The 19,053-nt window shown below is 72.3% G+C and carries 15 protein-coding genes and 1 pseudogene; 9 read left to right on the forward strand and 7 right to left on the reverse strand.

Translation table 11 applies throughout. The annotated features are described in order from the left end of the window. The first annotated feature begins 75 nt into the window (after window positions 1–75). The gene (locus HHX37_RS25635) at window positions 76–1,335 is read left to right on the forward strand and encodes a cytochrome P450 family protein (protein ID WP_182887087.1); all 1,260 of its coding nucleotides are present in this window, start codon (window positions 76–78) and stop codon (window positions 1,333–1,335) included. 42 nt (window positions 1,336–1,377) lie between these two features. Beyond that, window positions 1,378–2,412 (forward strand): methyltransferase, encoded by a 1,035-nt coding sequence (locus tag HHX37_RS25640; RefSeq protein ID WP_182887088.1) that lies wholly within the window; start codon window positions 1,378–1,380, stop codon window positions 2,410–2,412. Between the two features lie 66 nt (window positions 2,413–2,478). Here HHX37_RS25640 and HHX37_RS25645 read toward each other — a convergent pair whose 3' ends face one another. Beyond that, complete coding sequence (locus HHX37_RS25645) at window positions 2,479–5,298, reverse strand: hypothetical protein (protein WP_182887089.1); 2,820 nt, start codon at window positions 5,296–5,298, stop codon at window positions 2,479–2,481. Window positions 5,299–5,529: 231 nt separating this feature from the next. On the opposite strand from HHX37_RS25645, the gene HHX37_RS25650 reads away from it, so the two are divergent. Beyond that, window positions 5,530–5,712, forward strand: coding sequence for a hypothetical protein (locus tag HHX37_RS25650; RefSeq protein ID WP_111700759.1), 183 nt, complete (start codon window positions 5,530–5,532; stop codon window positions 5,710–5,712). A 115-nt stretch (window positions 5,713–5,827) separates the two neighbouring features. On the opposite strand, the gene HHX37_RS25655 is transcribed toward HHX37_RS25650, so the two are convergent. The 4 genes from HHX37_RS25655 to HHX37_RS25670 all read right to left on the reverse strand — a co-directional run bounded on the left by HHX37_RS25655 (window position 5,828) and on the right by HHX37_RS25670 (window position 9,601). Further along, complete coding sequence (locus HHX37_RS25655; protein WP_182887090.1) at window positions 5,828–7,297, reverse strand: NAD(P)/FAD-dependent oxidoreductase; 1,470 nt, start codon at window positions 7,295–7,297, stop codon at window positions 5,828–5,830. A gap of 148 nt (window positions 7,298–7,445) precedes the next feature. Then, the gene (locus HHX37_RS25660) at window positions 7,446–7,748 is read right to left on the reverse strand and encodes a PqqD family protein (RefSeq protein ID WP_182881229.1); all 303 of its coding nucleotides are present in this window, start codon (window positions 7,746–7,748) and stop codon (window positions 7,446–7,448) included. Window positions 7,749–7,759: 11 nt separating this feature from the next. Continuing rightward, window positions 7,760–9,238, reverse strand: coding sequence for a StsB family radical SAM/SPASM domain sactipeptide maturase (gene stsB / locus HHX37_RS25665; RefSeq protein WP_396776756.1), 1,479 nt, complete (start codon window positions 9,236–9,238; stop codon window positions 7,760–7,762). Window positions 9,239–9,322: 84 nt separating this feature from the next. Next, on the reverse strand, window positions 9,323–9,601 hold the full coding sequence (locus HHX37_RS25670; protein ID WP_111700756.1) for a StsA-related sactipeptide RiPP: 279 nt from the start codon (window positions 9,599–9,601) through the stop codon (window positions 9,323–9,325). A 254-nt stretch (window positions 9,602–9,855) separates the two neighbouring features. On the opposite strand from HHX37_RS25670, the gene HHX37_RS25675 reads away from it, so the two are divergent. After that, on the forward strand, window positions 9,856–11,214 hold the full coding sequence (locus HHX37_RS25675) for a DUF2786 domain-containing protein (protein WP_182887091.1): 1,359 nt from the start codon (window positions 9,856–9,858) through the stop codon (window positions 11,212–11,214). An 80-nt stretch (window positions 11,215–11,294) separates the two neighbouring features. After that, the gene (locus HHX37_RS37925; protein ID WP_182887092.1) at window positions 11,295–12,464 is read left to right on the forward strand and encodes an XRE family transcriptional regulator; all 1,170 of its coding nucleotides are present in this window, start codon (window positions 11,295–11,297) and stop codon (window positions 12,462–12,464) included. On the opposite strand, the pseudogene HHX37_RS38290 reads toward HHX37_RS37925, so the two are convergent. Beyond that, a pseudogene (locus HHX37_RS38290) lies at window positions 12,460–12,681 on the reverse strand (restriction endonuclease); the annotation flags it as partial. The gene HHX37_RS37925 and the pseudogene HHX37_RS38290 sit on opposite strands and share 5 nt — an antisense overlap. A 192-nt stretch (window positions 12,682–12,873) precedes the next feature. On the opposite strand from HHX37_RS38290, the gene HHX37_RS25685 reads away from it, so the two are divergent. From HHX37_RS25685 to HHX37_RS25695, 3 genes are all read left to right on the forward strand, one after another. Further along, window positions 12,874–14,970, forward strand: coding sequence for a hypothetical protein (locus HHX37_RS25685; protein WP_310740532.1), 2,097 nt, complete (start codon window positions 12,874–12,876; stop codon window positions 14,968–14,970). 263 nt (window positions 14,971–15,233) lie between these two features. Next, window positions 15,234–15,767: an RNA 2'-phosphotransferase gene (locus HHX37_RS25690; RefSeq protein ID WP_182887093.1), complete on the forward strand. Its 534-nt coding sequence runs from the start codon at window positions 15,234–15,236 to the stop codon at window positions 15,765–15,767. 164 nt (window positions 15,768–15,931) lie between these two features. Beyond that, window positions 15,932–16,825 carry a hypothetical protein gene (locus HHX37_RS25695; protein WP_182887094.1) on the forward strand — a complete coding sequence of 298 codons (894 nt, stop codon included), beginning with the start codon at window positions 15,932–15,934 and terminating at the stop codon, window positions 16,823–16,825. Between the two features lie 87 nt (window positions 16,826–16,912). On the opposite strand, the gene HHX37_RS25700 is transcribed toward HHX37_RS25695, so the two are convergent. Beyond that, window positions 16,913–18,517: a CocE/NonD family hydrolase gene (locus HHX37_RS25700; RefSeq protein WP_182887095.1), complete on the reverse strand. Its 1,605-nt coding sequence runs from the start codon at window positions 18,515–18,517 to the stop codon at window positions 16,913–16,915. A 146-nt stretch (window positions 18,518–18,663) separates the two neighbouring features. Between HHX37_RS25700 and HHX37_RS25705 the strand changes: the two genes are divergently transcribed. Further along, a complete protein-coding gene (locus HHX37_RS25705) occupies window positions 18,664–19,041 on the forward strand; it encodes an MmcQ/YjbR family DNA-binding protein (RefSeq protein WP_182887096.1) in 378 nt (125 codons plus the stop codon). Window positions 19,042–19,053 lie beyond the last annotated feature (12 nt).

Below are 19,053 nucleotides of genomic sequence, written 5' to 3' on the forward strand. Positions count from 1 at the left end.
CTGACGCCGGCCCGGCGCGGGGGCAGGTGCGGCCCGCGTCCCGGAACGTCCGTGCATCCGCGTGAGGAGAGGGTCATGACCGTGACCACACCCGGGCAGCCGTCCGGCCCGGCCGCGCAGCCGTTCGACCCGGCGGCCGCGCGGCACCGTCCGGACCCCCATCCGCTGTTCCACCGCATGCGCGAGCACGCGCCGGTCTACCGGTACGTGAGCCCGGCGAGCGGCCGGGTGCTGTGGTACCTGACCCGGTACGCCGACGTGCAGCGCGCGCTGCTCGACCCGGATGTCGGGCGGCAGCTCGACCGGCTGCCTCCCGGCCTCGCCGCGCCGCACCGCAGGGCCGAGCTGCGCGACCCGCTGGCCATGCTGCGGCGCAACGTCTTCCACCTCGATCCGCCCGACCACACCCGCATCCGCAGGCTGATGGCGCCGGCCTTCGGCGCCCGTACGGTGGCCGCGCTGGAGGAGCGCGTCCACCGGGTCGCCGGCGAACTGGTGGACGGCATGGCCGCCGCGGGCGGCGAGGCCGACCTGATCCGGGAACTGGCGCTGCCGCTGCCGGTCCTGGTCGTCGCCGAACTGCTCGGCCTGCCCCCCGGGGACCGCGCCCGGCTGCGCGGATGGAGCGACGAGATCGTGGGCAGCGGGGACGCGGGCCGGGTGCGCCGGGCCGGCCTGGAGTTCGTCGCGTACGCCGACGAGAGGATCGACGAGCGGCGGGCGCACCCGGGGGACGACCTGCTGAGCCGGCTCGCCGAGGCCGAGCAGGCGGGCGGGATCAGCCGCGCCGAACTGGTCTCCAGCGTGTTCCAGCTGCTGCTCGCCGGGGACGAGACGACGGTCAACCTGATCGGGAACGGGGTGCTGGAGCTGCTGCGGCACCCACGCCAGCTGGATCGGCTGCGGGCGCGCCCGGAGCTGATCGGCTCGATGGTCGAGGAGGCGCTGCGGTACAACGGCCCGGTCGGGCACTCCCGCCCGCTGTACGTCCTCGCCGACGTGGAGATCGGCGGGACCGTGATCCCCCGAGGGGACGTGGTCGTGCCGGTGCTGCTGGCGGCCAACCGCGATCCGGCGGTCTTCCCCCGGCCGGACGTCTTCGACATCGGCCGCAGCCCGAACCGGCATCTGGGCTTCGGTCACGGCGCCCACTTCTGCCTCGGCGCGGCGCTGGCGCGGCTGCAGGCCGCGGCCGCCATCGGGGCGCTGGTGCGCCGCTTCCCCGGGATCGCCCTCGCGGTCGACCCCGCCGGCCTGGAGTGGACGCCGGACCTGTTCCTGCACGGCGTACGCCGCCTGCCGCTGCGGTTGCGGCTGGAGGCGGGCGTCGTGTGACACCTGCCCCCCACCTGTCAGAGACCCCGAAGGAGCAGGACCATGAGTGACCGACCGCGAGGCCTCGCGGGGCAGGCGAACCTGTCCCGGATGGCCTTCGGCTACGCCACCTCGCAGATCCTCTACGCGGCCGTCCGGCTCGGCGTGCCGGACCTGCTCGCGGAGGAGGCCGTACCGGTCGCGCGGCTCGCGGAGCGCACCGGGTCGGACCCCGGCGCGCTGCACCGGCTGCTCCGCGCGCTGGTGGTGCTGGGCGTGGCGGAGGAGGGGGAGCCGGGAAGCTTCACGCTGACGCCGCAGGGGCGGCCTCTGTGCGCCGATCACCCGTGGTCGATGCGCTCCAGCCTCCTGCTGCTCGGCGACCCGGCCACGTGGCAGGCGTGGGGGGCGCTGACCCACAGCGTGCGGACCGGTGAGACGGCGTGGGACCACGCGCACGGCAGCCCGCTGTTCGACCACCTCGCCCGCCACCCGGACCTGTCGGCGGTGTTCAACAGGGCGATGCGCGAGGGCACCGAACGGATCGCGCCCGCGCTTCCCAGGGCGTACGACTTCAGCGGCGCGCAGACCGTGGTCGACGTGGGCGGCGGCAACGGCACGCTGCTGGCGGCGGTGCTGGCGGCCGTCCCGGGCCTCAAGGGGATCCTGTTCGACACCGCCGAGGGGGTCGCGGGCGCCGAGGAGGAGTTCCGGCGGGCGGGTCTGTCGGACCGGTGCGTCATCGAGACGGGCGACTTCTTCGAGGCCGTGCCCGGGGGCGACGTCATGCTGGTCAAGGGCGTGCTGCACGACTGGGACGACCGGCGCTGCGTCGCCCTGCTGCGTAGCTGCCGCCGGTCGATCGCGGCGGACGGACGCCTGCTCGTGCTGGAGCCGGTGATGCCGTCCGCCCTCGGCACACCGGAGGCGGCCGGGGCCGTCATGAGCGACATCGCGATGCTCGTCTACACCGGCGGCCGGGAACGCGGCAGCACCGAGTTCCGGGATCTGCTCGCCGCGGCGGGGTTCGACCTGACCGAGGTCACACCGCCGCTCGGCGGTTCGGAGATCCGGATCCTCGTTGCGCGACCGTCCTGAGCCTCCCGCTCTCGGCCGCGCTGTCAACGCGTTCGCGGCCGGCGGGAACGTGACGCCGGTCGCCGTTCACTCCAGATCCTCCCACCCCCACCGGTCGGCGGCGCTCCCATCGGGTTCCCGCCCGAACCGGAACCGCTCCTTGTGGCCATCGATCTGCATGAACACTTCGAACAATCCCGCGGCGGGCAACCGTTCGGCCAGTGTGGTGATCTGGTCGTGTGCCTGGACCAGTTGCAGACCGAACAGCAGCACATGCGGTCCGTCTGGGAAACGCGGGTTGAGCGTGGTGTTGGCGGCGGGATCGCGAGCCAGCAGCGCGGCGATCTGCTCAAGCGTCCCGTCGAAGAAGGACAGGCCGAACAGCAGCGCCCCCATGCCGCCAGGGTTGTCCAGAGAAACGCGGCCGGCGGGATCGCGGGCCAGCAGCGCGGCGACGTGGCTACCAGCTTCGGCGACACGCAGCGTTATCAGCAGCAATCCCACAGCGTGCGGGTCGTCGAGAGGGGCGTGGGCGGTAGCGCGCAGGGCCAGTGCGGTGAACTGTTCGTGCGCCCCGATCTTGTGCAGTGTGTCCAGCAATGCACGCACATCAGCCATGTTGTCGAGAGGAACGCGGCCGGCGGGATCGCGGGCCAGCAGCGCAGCGAGCTGGTCGTGCGCCTCGGCCGCGTGCAGACTGTCCAGCAGCCGCGCCACGGTCAGCGCGCTGTGGCGGTCGTCCAGCGGGAGGTGGGCAGCGGGATGGCGAGCCCACACCGCCGCGATCTGCGCGTGCGCCTCAGCCGCACACAGGCTGTCCATCAGCAGTCGGCCCACGCTCAGCGGGTCGCCGTCGAACGCGGCGTGGGCGGCGGCTCGCTCGGCCAGCGCGGTGAACTGGTCGTGTGCCCCAACCTTGCGCAGGCTGGGCAACAGCCGCAGCAGGCTCAGCGCGCTGTAGTGGGTGTCCAGTTGGACATGGGCGGCGGGATCGCGGGCCAGCAGCGTGGCGATCTGGTCGTGCGCCTCGGCCTTGTGCAGGCTGTCCAGCAGCACACCCACGCCGAGCAGGTCGAGCGGGGCGTGGGCGGCGGCTCGCTCGGCCAGCGCGGTGAACTGGTCGTGTGCCCCAACCTTGCGCAGGCTGTCCAGCAGCACACCCAGGCGGGCAGGGTTGTCGAGAGGAACGCGCCCGGCGGGATAGCGGGCCAGCACCGTGGCGATCTGGTCGTGCGCCCCGGCCCTGTGCAGGCCGGCCAACAGATTCCCCACGTGGAACGGGTCGTCGAGACAGGCGTGGGCGACAACCCACCGGGCGGGGCGATGATCGGTGGGATCCAGTTCGTGAAGGCGATCGACGAGGGTGCCGGCGGCTACGACGTTCCCACGGCTGACGGCCTGCTTGTAGAGCTGGGCGCCTTCCCGGTACAGGCCGCGGGCCCAGGCGGCGCCCCCCAGAGTGCCCTGGTCGGCAGGATGGGCGTGGGCGGCCGCGGCGGTCCAGAAACCGGCAGGTGGGATCTGGTCGGCACGGGTGATGCGGCCATGCTGGTCGAGGTAGTCGGCCAGCCGGTACACCGGCTCACCGTCGGGGTCTGCCGCCGCAGCCGGACGGCCCTGGCTACGGCGAGGGCGGATGCGGGTGAGCGGCCCGCGGGCGCCCTTACACGGCTCGGCGGTGTAGGCCAGTGCCTGTTCGAGCCAGTCCTCCCCGGCCGCGTCCCACTCGGTGTCGGTCAGGTAGGCCGGTGCGGCCGCCTTGAGCAGAGCCAGCGGGATGGTGCTGCGGTGCCCGAGACGGCGGACGTCCATCGCCGCCCAGATGACCGCTTTGGCCGCGGGCTCCGCGGTTTCGAGCCGCTTCAGCAGCGCCGGGCCACCGGCCAGATACTGGTTGATCTTCCCGTCTACGGCGTGCTCGACCGCCTCGGCCAACCTGGCATCGGACTGGGCGGCCCGCCGCATCGCCTCCAGGGCGGCCCCGGTGAACGCCTCCGGCACCTCGATCACCACGTCGTCCAGCAGTTGCGCCACCTGCGACCCCGAACTTCGGGTCAGGTCGGCGTGGTGCTTCCGCCACAACGTGCCCAGCACCAGCACCGGCGCCCGCGCCCGGTCGGTGAGCAGGGCGCGCAGCTTGGCCGCGACCCGCTCCCCGTCCTCGTCATCGCCCACGTACTCCTGGGTCTCGTTCAACCAGAGCACCGTGCGCGGGCCCACCCGGTCCAGCTCCTGCAGCGCAGCTTCGCGCCGGGTCGGGTCGAAGGGGTGCCACAACCGCCACCCGCCCGCCGCACGCAGCGGCCCAAGGGCTTCCCAGCACGCCCGGGTCTTGCCGGCCGAGGAGCCGGCCACCAGCACCGCCATCGCACTCGTGCCGCCGAGAACCCGATCGACCACCTGGCCCAGACGCTCGTCGTGCGCCCGCCGGACGTACGACGGCAGCACGCCCACCGTCGCGCCGTCCACAGTGATCGGCCGGTGCACCTCCAGCATGAACGGGTCGGTCACCTGGTCCAGAGGCGTGCCCGGCCGTCCCGACTCCAGCACCGACCGGGCGTCGGCCGCCCGAACGGCCCGGCTGGTCTCTCCGGCGCGCCGGCGGGCCTCGGCGATGTGGGCATCGCGCCAGCACCGCTTGTCCCACAGCCCGGCGGGCTCACCGGCCCAGGTGTGCGTCGTCCGGCGGGCGTGCTCTCGCACCGCGTCCACAATCCTGATCAGCGGGTCGATCTGCTGGGGGAAGCGGGCGCCGCGCAGCCACGCTCCCACCGTGGTCGGGCTCACCCCGGCGGCTTTCGCCAGCGTCCGGTCCGACGGCTGCCCATCCAGCGTGATCTGGCGGCGGACCCGAGCCAGTGCGGTGAGCAGCACGGCCAGGTCCGGTTCCCGGTCCGCTGCCCCCACTGCTGCTCCCTCTCCACCGATCGCCGGCCTTGGGTGTCCATCCGCCCTATGGACACTCCACGCCCTCGCCCCTGCCTTGTTGCGCACAGTAGGCCGTTCACCGGCCGTTATGCGGCATTGTGTCCAACCTGCGACCATCTGGTGCCAGGGCACCCGTCTGGTCAGCAAGTCTCGGGCTCATCGACCCCTGGCCCGTCCGCCAGGGCCACCCACCGCCCAAGGGAGCACCCGATGAGCCAGGTACAGATCCTGTCCCTGCTGCTGGCCCTGTCCTCTGCCCTCAACATCGCGATCACCGCCGCACTGATCGCCCGCCGCAGCAGCGCCGGCACCGCCAACGCGCTCCTCACCGGCGCGGGCGCGGCAGCCACCTTCCTCGGCCTGTACTTCGCCGCCGTCGCCGCCTACCAGTGAGCAGGCCGTTCACACGGTTCCCGGCATCCGCGTGCATGACGTCGGACACCGACGCGGAGGGATCGCGTGGCGTGGAGCCTTCGGGGCGCGAAAGGGCTTCGGCGGGCGCGCGGTCTCAGGGGGTTGCGGCGGCGAGGCGCGAGCGCAGCCACGCGGCCAGGCCGGGGTACTGCCCGATCGCCTCCTCGCTGGTGAGGAGGGGCTCCGGCCGCCCGGACAGCGCCCGGGCGATCTCCGGCCTGTCTGTCCCGGTGTCGTCGGAGAGCAAGGTCTGGGCGGCGAAGAGCTTGGCGGCGATCCGCGGGTTGCCCAGCTTCGCCTGCGCCAGGCGGGTGCGGATCTCGCGTTCGAAGGCGTTCGGCTCGCGTCGCGGCGCGCCGTCCCGGCCGGTCCCCGCACCGGCCCGTTCGGCCGCGCCTGCGCCGGTACCTTGAGCCCGCTCTCCTGTGCCTGCGCCGGCCTGTTCGCCGTCCGCCTCGACCGCCATGCGCCAGGACTGCTCCGCCTCCGCCGCCAGTGCGGACTGCAGCCCAGGGAAGAGGGCCGGTCCGATCCCGCCGTGCCGGGTCAGCTCCTCGTCGAGCCGGAGCGCGCAGCGCGCGGCGACCGACATCCCGTGCGAATGGACGGGGTTGACCGCCACGGCCGCGTCGCCGATCACCGCGAACCCGGCGGGCAGCCGTGCCCGCTCGAAGAACCGCCTCCTGTTGACGGTGTCCCGGTACGGCCGGATGAGTCCGAGGGGGGTGGCCTCCGCCATGAGATCCGCCACGAGGGGGTCGCGCAGCGCGCGGGCGAAGGCCGCGAAGCCCTGCTCGTCCGTGGGCGGCTCACCACCCCGGGTGCCGGTCAGAGTGACGACCCATCTGCCGTCCTCGACGGGGAACAACGTCGCCCCCCGGGCCGGCCGTCCCGGGCCGGGCCCGGGATGCAGCATGATCGCCGGAATCGCCGCGGCGAGGCCGGCGGGCGCCCGGTAGAGCCGGGTGGCGTAGGCCAGGCCGGTGGCGACGGTCGTCTCCTCGACGTCCCAGACGCCGATCTCGGCGAGCCATCGGGGAGACGCCGACCTGCGTCCCGTGGCGTCGACGACGAGGTCCGCGCGTACAGTCTCGGGCGGGGCGCCCCGCCTGCTGACCGACACCCCGCCGACCCGGGCCGCGTCCCCGAGGAGTCCGAGCGCGCGCGTGTCCTCCCACACCACGACGGCCCCGCTCGCGAGCGCCCGGCGCCGCACCACCTCGTCCAGCAGCCCGCGGGTGCAGGAGATCAGGTGGGCGTCGGTGCGCATGCGGCGGAACCAGCCGTCGGCGGTGAGGATCAGGGCGTCGCCGGGGAGGTCGCGCAGCTGCGCGCCGTGCGCCAGGAGGGCGCCGACCGTGCCGGGCAGCAGCGCCTCCAGCGCCCTCGCGCCGCCGGCCACGAGCACGTGGCTGTGGTGCGACTGGGGCAGCCCCCGGCGCGGGCGGGGCCCGGACGGGTAGCGGTCGCCCTCCACCACCACGACCTCGTCCGCGTGGCGCGCGAGCACGGCGGCGGCGAGCACCCCCGCGAAGCCCCCGCCGAGGACGACCGCCCTGCTCATCGGCCCGAAGCCGGTGGACGCGGCACGACGGTGACCGTCCGGACGCGCACTCCTCCAGCCGGCTCCCGGCCGATCAGGACCGAGCTGATCACGACCGATCCGGGCGCGTCCGGGCTGGTCGCGTACGGGGCGGGCGCGGCCGGGCCGGTCACGTGGCGGCCTTCTCGGCCTTCTCGGACGGGACCTCCTCGATCAGGCCCTGCTCGATCATCGTGCCGATGAAGTCCCGCACGTCCGCCACGATCTGCCTGCTCATCGCGGAGTTGCTGCCGGCGAACTCGCGGGACAGCTTGAACATGACCGGCTCACGTTCGCCGTCGCTCGCCACCAGCTTCCATATCCGGGAGCCGGTGTCGTTCAGGCTGTGGAAGTCGCCCGTCTCCGTGTGGTAGAGCGAGACGCCCTCCCCGGTCTCCTGCCAGATCACGGCCTCGCTGATCCGGAGTGACACACTGACCTCCTCTATACCGGCGTGATGGGAAGCAGCTCGCCGACCCTGACCGAGCCGGGCGAGGGGGGAACATAGGTCTTCCAGTCGTCGAAGACGGGATGGACGTCGCCGTTGACGACCAGGCGGGGCGTCGTCATCTCGCGGTCCTTGGTGGCGAGCTCCGACCGAGAGACCCCGGCTTCGAGCCACAACTGCGTGGCGACGCCGTGCCGCAGGATCCGGCACTGGTGACGGCTGTTGCGCCGCAGGTCCTTGGACTCGGACATGTGGGAGGCCCGGCATCCGCCGCCGCAGGACGCCTTGATGTAGCACTTCGCGCAGTCCGCGTGGTAGTCGCCGCCGAGCACGGTGCTGGTGCGCATCCCGCGCAGGAGCGGTCCGCCGAAGATCTCCGCCAGCGACTGCCGCCGTACGTTGCCCGCGTGGTGCGACCGCCCGGTCACCAGCTTGCACGGATACACGTCGCCCAGCGAGTTGATGTAGATCTCGTTGCCGCCCATCCCGCAGTTGGCCTTCACCGAGCACGGCGTGATCGGCCGGGGACCGTCCGGCAGCAGCTTGCCGGCGGCCGGTGACGTCCAGGTGAGCCGCTGGATCCGCATGTGGTCGTCCCAGCCGAAGTCGTACTCGTCGCTCTCTCCCCGGCCCAGGTCGTTGTGGTACATCAGCCGGATGCTGTGCACCTCGAGCCCTTCGGCGAACTTCGCGAAGTCCTCCAGCTCGTCGACGTTGTCCGAGGTGACGATGTGGTTGATCCGCGGCACCACGCCGGCCTCGTTGAGCAGCTGGAGGGCGCGGTAGGTCCGGGCGAAGGAGCCGGCGCCGCGGGTGCGGTCGTGGGTCTCGGCCGTGCCGCCGTCGACGCTCACCGTGACCATGCCGAACAGCTCGGCGAACCGTCTGGCCTGCGCGAGCGTTCTGATCATCGTGGCGTTGGTGATGATGTTCGACGTCAGCCCGCTGTCGTTGGCGTGCTCCACGATCTGGAACAGGTCCTTGCGGAGCATCGGCTCGCCGCCGGTGAAGATCATGTTTTTGGCGCCGAAGGCGGCGACCTGGGAGACCAGATCGAGTGATTCGGCGGTGGTGAGCTCACCGGGGAGGCACTTCTCGGACGAGGCGTAGCAGTACGGGCAGCGGAGGTTGCAGCCGTCGGTGATCGCGTAATACACCTGGTGAAGCGACGGCTCCCTGAAGCTGAGCTCCGGGCGGTTCCCGTCGTAGTAGACGAGGTAGTTCAGGATCAGCTTGGCGAGCGTCCGATCGGTCTCGTCGGACCCGCCGGCCTCCGTCTCGTCGAGGCGGGCCTGCTCCCCGCCAGCCCCGGGACGGGCCAGGGCCGCCAGGACGGCGAACTCGCGCGCGTTGAGGACGCACCGGCCACCCACCTGCGGGTTGACGACCAGGTACTCCTCGTCGTGCACGAAGTAGGTCAGGTCCGCCGGTACTTCCATCAACGAGCGGTTCCGGGCGAGTTTCCCAGACATCATTCCCCTTACGCTCCCAGCCGCAGGTGCGGCCCCAGACCTCTGTGGGCGACGCGCGGCCGGAGCCGCACCCGCGACCTGTCCGGACTAGTCCGCCGCGCCGGATCCGGAGCCCGACCAGGCCCCGCACAGGCACTTGGACTCGACGGGCACGGTGTGGGCCTCCACCTCGGGCCGGGACCACTCGCCGCCCGCGCCGGCGTGCGCCAGCACACCGGGCAGCGCGGTGGGGAGCTTGTCCTTGAGCGAGATGAGCAGGTTCACTTCCTCCTGGGTCAAGGTGGCGAACGCCGCCTCGACTTCGGCTGCCAGGGGGCTGTTGAGGACGCCGGCTTCACGCAGAGCTTCCCTCGGATCGAAGGCCATGCCTTCACCTCTCTGTCTGACGGGGGAATGCGGTGTGAATCGAGTATGCGCAGGTGAGAAGGGGGTGAGAAACCCCACAAACGTGGGGATAGCCGCTGCCCGCCGGTCGGGTGACGGCCGGGAGGCGCGGCTCGACCTCCATGCGCGATCCACCGGCAGCCGGCCTGTGGACAACGTCCTCGGCGCGGCCGGGACGCTGTCAGAATCGTGAACTCCGTGAGCCCCCGGCGGGGGAGGCCGAGGCAGGAGGACACATGGGCAGGACGGACCGGGAGCGGGGCAGGGCCGGGGAGAAGACGCGCGGAAGCCGGTGGCAGGGCCCGCCCGGCGGAGCGCGGGCCTTCCCCCGGGAGCGGGGAGAGTCGTCTCCGGAGGAGATGGTGGCCGGACTGCTGTCGGCCGCGGTGGACGCGCGACTGAATGCGGGCAGGCCGGAGTTCCCGCGGCTCGTGGAGACGCTGGCCGGCGACCCCGGCCTGCGGCCCGTGGTCGACCGCGCGTTGCTGGGCATGCTCGGCGGCAATCTGGCGCGGGCCTGGCGGAACGGGTGGATGCCGGCCGACGTGGTCCGGCTCGTGGGGCGGCGGTTCGGGCCGCGGCACGCGTGCCTGGCCGTCGACGCCGTCGCGGCCGAGATGCGGGCCTACGCCCCGGCGACCGTGGACGAGCGCTGGCAGGACCAGCTGACCGCCCTGGACGCCACCGTCTGGTGGGGGAGAGACGAGGAGTACCTGCGCGAGGACGGCGACCGGACCGCGATGGTCGCCCGGGCGCTGGAGGTGGTCATCCTCCTGGCGACGCTGCAGCCGCTGGAACGGCTGTGCCCGCCGCCCGGTTCCGCGCGCCGTACGGCCCGGACGGCCGGGCGGGTGGACGAGCGGATGCTGGCGCGGGTGCGGGCGCTGCTGGCCAAGGCCGAGTCGACGGAGTTCGAGGCGGAGGCCGAGACGTTCACCGCCGCCGCCCAGTCGTTGATGGCCCGTTACAGCATCGACGCGGCGCTGCTGGCCGCCGGAGCGCCGAACCGCCCGGACGACGAACCGCAGGGGCGGCGCCTGGGGATCGACGCGCCCTACGAGGAGCCCAAGGCGGTGCTGCTCGACGTCATCGCCTCGGCCAACCACTGCCGGTCGATCTGGAGCCGCCACCTCGGATTCGCCACCGTGCTGGGGTTCCCGGCCGGCCTGGCGGCGGTGGAGGTGCTGTTCACCTCCCTGCTGGTGCAGGCCACCACCGCGATGCGGCAGGCCGGCGCCCGCCGGGACGGCGCCGGCCGGTCCCGCACGCGGTCGTTCCGGCAGTCGTTCCTCGCCGCCTATGCCTATCGGATCGGCGAACGGCTGCACGAGGCGGCGGGGGAGGCGGTCCGGCAGGCGGCGGCGGAGACCAGTAGAGACCTGCTGCCGGTGCTGGCGGCCAGGGACCGGGCCGTCGACGCGGCGATGGAAAAGATGTTCCCCGAGCTCAGCATGGTCAGGACGGGCTCGGTCAGCAACCGCGAGGGCTGGATCTCCGGCCGCGCCGCCGCCGACCAGGCCGTGCTGGACGTGCACCCGAAGATCCCCTCCGGAAGCTCGTCTCGTGGGCGGGATCGCGGCACGGGGAACGGTTGACTCGACGAGCCACCTCGCATCACTGCTTTTTGTTAGTGTTTCGCCGGGATCGTCGCTGGGTCGGGCTTGGGAGGATCGTCGTGTCAGGTCCGTTCGGCGCGCCTCCGCAGCCCGATGGGCTCACCACGACCGCCGAGTTCGTCGCCGCACTGGGCAGTTTGCGCCAGTGGTCCGGCCGGACCTTCCGGCAGCTCACCGCCGCCGCGAGGGCGAACGGCGACACGCTCCCCGCCAGCACCATCGCCGGCGCTCTGGGGCGGGCGACCCTCCCGAGGGAGGAGTTCGTGGCCGCGTTCGTACGGGCGTGCGGGCTCGACGAGGCGGAGTCGGCTCGCTGGGTGGCCGCGAGGAAACGCCTGGCCGCCGAGATGCCGCTCTCGTCCGGCACGCCCGGCGGTCCCGCCGGCCGGGTCCCTGGGAGCCCGGCGCGGCCGGAGTCCCTCGCTCCGGCCGGGCCCGGAGACCAGAACACACCGGACGGCAAGGGCCCGGACCGAGACGCACCGGATCGCGACGGCCCGGACCGAGAGGCACCGGACCGTAACGCCCTGGTCCAAAGAGCACCGGACAGGAACGCATCGGACAACCCACCGCTGCGCCCGGCGTCGGGAGGGCCGCAGTGGCCGGCCCTGGTGGGCGTGGGAGCGGGTGTCCTCCTCCTGCTCCTCGCGGTGGTCTCGGTCCTCCCGTCGCTCTACGGGCCCCCGGCCGGCGGCGTGCCTCCGGAGCCCTTGCCTTCCCGCGTCGGCGCGACCGCGGAGAGCGACCGCTTGCCGTCCAAGGGGTGGTATCAGATGGTTCCCGCGCACGTCGCGGATCGCGACCTGTGCATCGGGGAGGGGCGCGAGCGCAGCGGAAGGACGGATCGCCCGCTGGCCGTGCAGCGTCCCTGCGCGGGCCTGGTCCCGGACACCTTTCTGCGTGCGGTCGGTGACGGCGCATGGCAGATCGAGTGGCATCATCCCGTGGAGGGCCCCGGCTGTCTCACCGTGGACGAGGCGCTGAAGGCCTCCGGTGCGCTGATCGCGCCCGCGGAGTGCACGGGAGCGCCTCACCAGCAGTTCCTGCTGAAGCCCGCCGGATCGGGATTCGTCGTCCAACCCCTGCACAGCGGCCTGTGCGTCGGCGCGCTGTACGGCGAGTCCGACATGCGGGCGGGGGCGGAGATCGCTCAGAAGACCTGCACGGGACGGCGCGACCAGGTCTTCCTCTTCCGCCCGGCGCCCGCGCCGACCTGGACGCCACGCTGACCCGGCGGAACGGCCCACCAGGACTGGTCCTGCGTGGCGGCCCGAACTCCTTGAGCAGGAGTCCTGACTCCGCCTCGGCCGCGCTGAAGGGGATCGGCCGGTCGCCGTCGCGCTGGAACCGCCCGAGGGCGTAGAGCAGCAGGAGCGGTTTGTGCGGCGCCCGTTCGCCGTGCCGCTTCCAGGGCTTGATGCCGGCGACTCGCTCGACCCAGTCCATGACCGGCGCTCTACGGTGATCTTCGCCCGTGCCGGGCGCCTTGTGCCCAGGTCGATACCCGCGCACGCTCCGAGGAAGGCCTCGTCGAGATGCCGCCGGCGGCCGACGCCTTCCGGAACATGGCCCGTCACCGTCGACGCGGCCCGGTATTCGAGTGGCGATCCGCCTGTAGTGGCCATATATCGTGCCTGCGTGGAAGATCTCATCATTTCCCGGCGCCTGCGCGTTCCCGTCGACGCGGAGGGGGACGGCACGCCCGGTTGGGGTGAGGTGGCGGCCCGGCAGCTCGACGCGGCGCTGCTCAGCGTCGGCTTCACGTGTTCGCCGGCGCTGCTCGACCGCCTGGCCCGGCTGCCCGGCGAGCAGGTGATCGACCTTGGCGTGCGGGTCCTGGCCGCGGTCCGCCGCCTTGTGGGCGACCACGTCGTACACAACGCCTACTTCGTCGACTTCCCGAGGAACGTCCCGGACACCCTGGAGTTCTGGGCGGGACTGCTGCGTGAGGCCATGCTCGACCCGGTCGCCGCCGCCCGGCTCCAGCCGGGCACCCTCAACCTGCTCGATCTGCCGCGGTACGGCCGCTACCAGCACACCTACGCCGACCTGCTGGCGGCGCACGACGAGCTGATCCCCCTGGCCAAGGACCGGGTGACCGTGCTGGAGCTGGGCGGGAGCCTCCGGGACGAGGCGCGGGAGCTCTACTTCTCGCTCGCCGGCTCCGAGGTCCCGCTCGCCGCCGAGGACCTCACGGCCCTGCGCGCCCTCGCCGCCTTCTGCGCCGGCGACCGGCCCGAGCACGTCCCCGTACGCGAGAACCGGGCCGTCGTCAACGAAGTGCGGCTGGCCACCGGGCAGCCGCTGCTCGTCGACACCGTGACGGACGTGCTCAGGGTGGCCGCGCTCTGCTCCGAGGGTGACGTCACCCTGTCCACCCCCACCCGCCTGCGCTCCTTCCGCCGGGCCGAGCGCCGGATCCTGCTGGCCGCTCTCGACGCCGTCCCGGCCGCCAAGCACGGGGACGTGCTCCGCCACCGGGAGCAGTGGAAGCGGCTCGGCGAGCGCCTGCACCCGCACGAGTACCCTCAGTTCCCCATGGCGGCCGAGGTCTTCGACGTGGCCAGGGGCGTGCGCGAGGCGGCGAGTTTCGGCGGCCGGGTCGAGGCCGCGCTGGCCGGGGGCCGTACCGGCGATGCCGTCGCACTGCTGGAGCACACGCCCGGCGCGCTGCTGCGCCGCCTCGACCATTTGCTGCGTACGGGTGGCGGCTCCGCGGTGCTGGAGGCGGCGGAGCGAGCCGCCGCGCACGCCTCCGGCCGCGTGCTGCTCTCCCTGCGCGAGCACCTGCAGAACCGGGCCGTCCCCGTGGACCGGGTCTTCACGAATCGGCACGGTAAGGCGTGGGCGACCCCCGACACCCGCTCTCCGCTGGACGAGGAGGCACTCACCCGGACCCTCGCCATCCTCGACGAGGAGATCAGCCGCCGCCTGCCCGACCCCGGCGAGCTCATCGTCGACCCCGCCGTGCTCGACGTGGCGCTACCCCTGTCGGGCAAGAGCGCCGCGCCCGGGCTCGGGGTGCTGCCCCGCGGCTCCCTGTCACCCGTGGACGGTGAGCTGCTCCGCTTCTTCGTGTACTGGCGTCAGGCCGGCCGGAGCACTGACTACGACCTGTCCGCGCTCATGCTCGATGCCACCTACGACAACCCGACGCACATCTCGTGGACGTCCTACGGGAACGACTTCGCGACCTACTCGGGTGACCTCACCGACGCCGCCGAGGGCGCGTCGGAGTTCATCGACATACGACTTCCGCATGCGACGCGGCCGATCGTCATCCCACAGGTCCACGTCTACGCCGGAGAGCGGTTCGACGAGGCCGCCGAGGCGTTCTTCGGCTACATGACCAGGGACGCCACGCAGGAGGGCAGGCCGTTCGAGCCGCGTACCGTCCGGATGAAGTCCGACCTGCGCGGGTCCGGCCGCATCGCGCTTCCGCTGGTCTTCCTGCGCGGGGACGACGGCGCCTGGCGGGTGAAGTGGCTGCATCTCTACCTGTCCGGCCATCCGGCCTTCAACCAGGTGGAGGGCAATCGGGTCACCACGTCGCTGCTCGTACGCTCGATCGTGGAGCGGGACTACCTCCGGGTCGGCTACCTGGCCGACCTGCTGCGAAGCAAGGCCTCGGCGGGCGGTCACGTCACGTACATCGGGCTTGAGACACCCCCCGGCCTCCCGGAGGGGGCGCGCGTCTACACGCCCGCGACCCTGCACGAGCTGATCCCCGCCTGATATCGTGAAGATCGCGAGGCCATGGGAGGGCTTCCTTCTACCTCTCTGGGAACCGGTTTGCCCGCAAGGGCGCCTGTCTAGTCCGCCCGCTTTCCTCGCGCTCCGGCCCGGTGAGGCCATTCGGGGGCTTCCTTCTCTCCTGGTTCGATTCCAGGTGGGCCTGTGACGGGCCTGCTGGCACATCCAGCCTCCGAGCCCTCCTCACCCGGCCGGCCAGTCCCCGCGGCGTTCAGCGGGCTCATCGAGGACACCGGGAGACGCCGATGGACCAACGCAGGCTGGTGCGGGTCTCGAAGTACCTGGCCAAGCATCTGCGCCACGAACCCGAGCGCATCGGCATCGAACTGGACGCGCACGGCTGGGTCGCCGTCGACACGCTGCTGACGGCGGCGGCCGCGAACGGGTTCCCGATCTCCCGTGCCGAACTGGAGCAGGTGGTCGCCGACAACGACAAGCGGCGATACGTGATCGACGGCGATCGGATCCGCGCCAGTCAGGGGCACTCGGTGTCCGTCGATCTCGACCTGCCGGTGGCCGAGCCGCCCCCGATCCTCTATCACGGCACGGTCGCCCGGAACGTGGAGGCGATCCGCGAGGAGGGTCTGCGGCCGATGGAACGTCACCACGTCCACCTGTCGCCGGACCGGGAGACCGCCACCCGCGTCGGCGCCCGCCGGGGCAAGCCGGTCGTCCTCGTCGTGGACGCGGCGGCGATGCACGCGGCCGGGCATCACTTCCGGCTGAGCGCCAACGGCGTCTGGCTTGTCGACCACGTCCCACCCGACTACATCCGATAGCCGGGCAGCCGATGGTGGCGGAGTGATGTCGGTGGCGCCGGCGAGCAACAGCGCACACGGACACCACTCATAGTAACGATATTATTACTCAAAGCTACGATCATGCGAGTAGCGCCACTGCGAAGATCTACTGTAACCCTGTGCTTACGATTGAACACGAAGCGGTGATACGGCTGTTTCAGGAACGGCCCGATCTGGCTGCCGGGCTCCTGGCCCGCTCCCTCGATGTACAGCTCCCGGAGTTCGACTACGCCGCGGTCGAGTCGGCAGACCTCACGGAGGTCACGCCCGCCTCTCGTCACGCCGACTCGGTCATCGTGTTCCGGCGCAAGCGCCCCGGTGCCGACCCCGAGCCGGTCGTAGCGGTGATCGTGGAGGTGCAGCGGGGCCGCGATCCCGGCAAGATGTGGTCTTGGCCGATGTACCTCGTCAGCCTGCGCACCCGCCTCGAATGCCCGGTCATGCTGCTGGTGATCTGCCCGGAGGCGGCCATCGCCCGGTGGTGCTCCCGGCCGATCGAGCTCGGCCACCCCGGGCTGGTGCTGACACCGCTGGTCGCCGGCCCCGACGAAGTCCCCGTCATCACCGATCCCGGCCAGGCGGCCGACGACATCGAACTGGCGATGCTGTCGGTGATTCACCACGCCGCCACGCCGCAGGGCCCCGATATCCTCAACGCGCTGTTCGCCGCGCTGCACAATCTCGACCGTGACCAGGGGGGTATGTACGCTGACATGGTGCGTGCGGCGCTCCCCCGAGAGATCTGGGATCACTTGGAGAGGCACATGAAGACAGAGAGCTACGAGTACCTCAGCGACTGGGCCCGCGAGAACATCGCCAAGGGTAAGACCGAGGGCATCGTTGAAGGGAAGGCCAGGGGCATCGCTGAGGGCAAGACCGAGGCGATCCTGACCGTGCTGGCCGCCCGCGGCATCGAGGTGCCCGACGAGCTCAACGACAAGATCAGGAAGTGCCATGACTTGGACCGGCTGGACGCGTGGATCCGCGCCGCCGCCACGGTCCAGTCCGTGGACGCGCTTCTGAACGACGAACTCTGACCCGAACCGTCCGCCGAACGCCGAATCGCCTGCTGACAGCGATGGTGATTCGGCGTCTGCGTGCGTCCCCCCTCGGGGGCTGCCGGCCTACGGTGCCGCTCGGCGGGGGACGATCGGCAGGGTGATGTAGGAGTCCGGGTGGACCTTCTGGTGCTGGACGACCAGGTCCGCCTCACCGGAGCCGGCGCGGCCGGTGCCGGGGTTGCGGTCGAAGCGGGGGAAGTTGGAGCTGGATATCTCCACCCGGATGCGGTGGCCCGCCTTGAAGACCTGGCTGGTGGCGACCAGATCGACGACGAACGTCCCGGACGGCACGAGAACCCGGACGATGCCGTCGATCACGCTCATCGCCCGGCCGTCCGGATGGACGTCGACGAGCTTGGCCGTCCAGTCGGTCGAGGCGGCCGAGGTCTCCGCGTGGAGGGCCACCGACACCGGGCCGGTCACCTCGACGTCGGAGGTGAGCACCTCCGACGAGTAACAGAGCACGTCCGGCCGTCGTTCCACGTCCCGCTGGTCCTGGGGACCGACGTTGGTGGGATCGGCCAGCAGGGTCGGGCCGCCGACGGTCGGGACGGGGTCGCGCGGGTCGAACACGAAGACGGCCGGCTCCGCCGCCGAGGGCGGCTCGGGGGAGAGCAGGCCGTCCGCGTGGAGGTAGTAGGGGGTGCCGACGGCCCGCTCCAGCGGCCAGGCCTCCTCGTCCCGCCAGACGTCGTCGCCCATCACGAAGATCCGCACCGCGGGGCCGTCGTCCTCGCCCCGGAGAAAGGCCATCTGCCGCTCTTCCAGGCCGATCGCCTGCGCCGAGGCGGCCGCACCGAAGAACAGCCGCCCGGTGCCCGTGGCGCCCGGCGCGAGGTGGGACCACGGCCCGATGACCAGCGGGCCGCCGAGGCGGCGGTGGTTCTCCAGCGTCCCCGCGAGGAACAGGTCGAACCAGCCCGCCACGTGCATGACCGGCACCTCGACGCGGTCGTGCCGCAGCGTCTCGGCCAGGCCTTCCCAGTACGCGTCGCGCGCCACGTGCGAGGTCCAGTCGCCCCACCACGGAATGCCCGGGACGTCCCCGACGGGCAGGGTGCGTACGGCGGTCTCCTGGTCGTCAAGGACCCGCAGCACCTCGCCGAGAGCCGGGCCGACGTCCTCCCCGGCCTCCGCAGCGTGCAGCAGACCGAGCATCGCCTGGAACGCGCCCCAGTTCAGGGCCGACCCCAGCGCGAAGGCCCCGCCGTGATACTTCAGGCCGTCGTGGAAGTCGTGCGGCGTCATCGCCGCGACCACCGCCTTGAGCCCCGGCGGACGGGTGGCCGCCGCCTGCAACGCGCACCCGGCGAGATAGGACATGCCGCTCATGACGACCTCGCCGTTCGACCAGGGCCGCGAGGTGATCCAGCCGATCGTGTCGTGGCCGTCGGCGCCCTCGTCCAGCCACGGCCGGAACTCGCCGTCGCTGGTGCCGCGCCCCCGGCAGTGCTGCAGCACGACCGCGAACCCGGCCCGCAGCGCGGGCAGCACCGGCGCCGTACGGAACGAGTCCTCGCCGTACGGTGTGCGCACCAGCAGCGCCGGGAACGGCCCGCCCTCCGCCGGGCGGTGGACGGAGCCGCGCAGGACGGTGCCGTCGCGCATCGGCATGGGGGTGTCGTGCTCGGTGATGACCGGCAGCGGGGGGCGGTTGAGCTTCGGCATGCGGAGTCCTCGGGTCAGGGCGTGATCCGTCCACCGGACAGTACGACGAACCGCCGCACACCGTGACGCTCCGGCACGGCCATACTGGGGCGGTACGGGCGCCTGCCGGGGCGGCCCGGCGCGGAGCGGGAGAGAGGGACGGCGTGGTGGGCGACGAGAACGCGGTGGCGCGGGTCCGGGAGATCTGCCTGTCCCTGCCCGAGGCGGTGGAGAAGCCGTTCGGCGGCCACACCGCGCCCTCGTTCCGCATCGGCGACAAGCTCTTCGCCATGACCAGCGAGGACGGGCGGTCCCTCACGTTCAAGGCCGGTCCGGGGGTGCAGCAGGCCCTCGTGGCGTCGGACCCGGAGCGCTTCTTCGTCCCTCCGTACGTCGGCGCTAAGGGCTGGGTGGGCGCGCGCCTCGACGCCGCCCAGGACTGGGCGGAGATCGCCGAACTCCTTGAGGACAGCTACCGGATGATCGCGCCGAAACGGCTGTCCGGGCTGCTGGACCGGCAGCGGGCCGGCGGCGCCGGGACCTGACCCACGCACAGG

The sequence above is a fragment of the Microbispora sp. H10885 genome (assembly GCF_014161415.1).
Classification (GTDB): Bacteria; Actinomycetota; Actinomycetes; order Streptosporangiales; family Streptosporangiaceae; genus Microbispora; species Microbispora triticiradicis.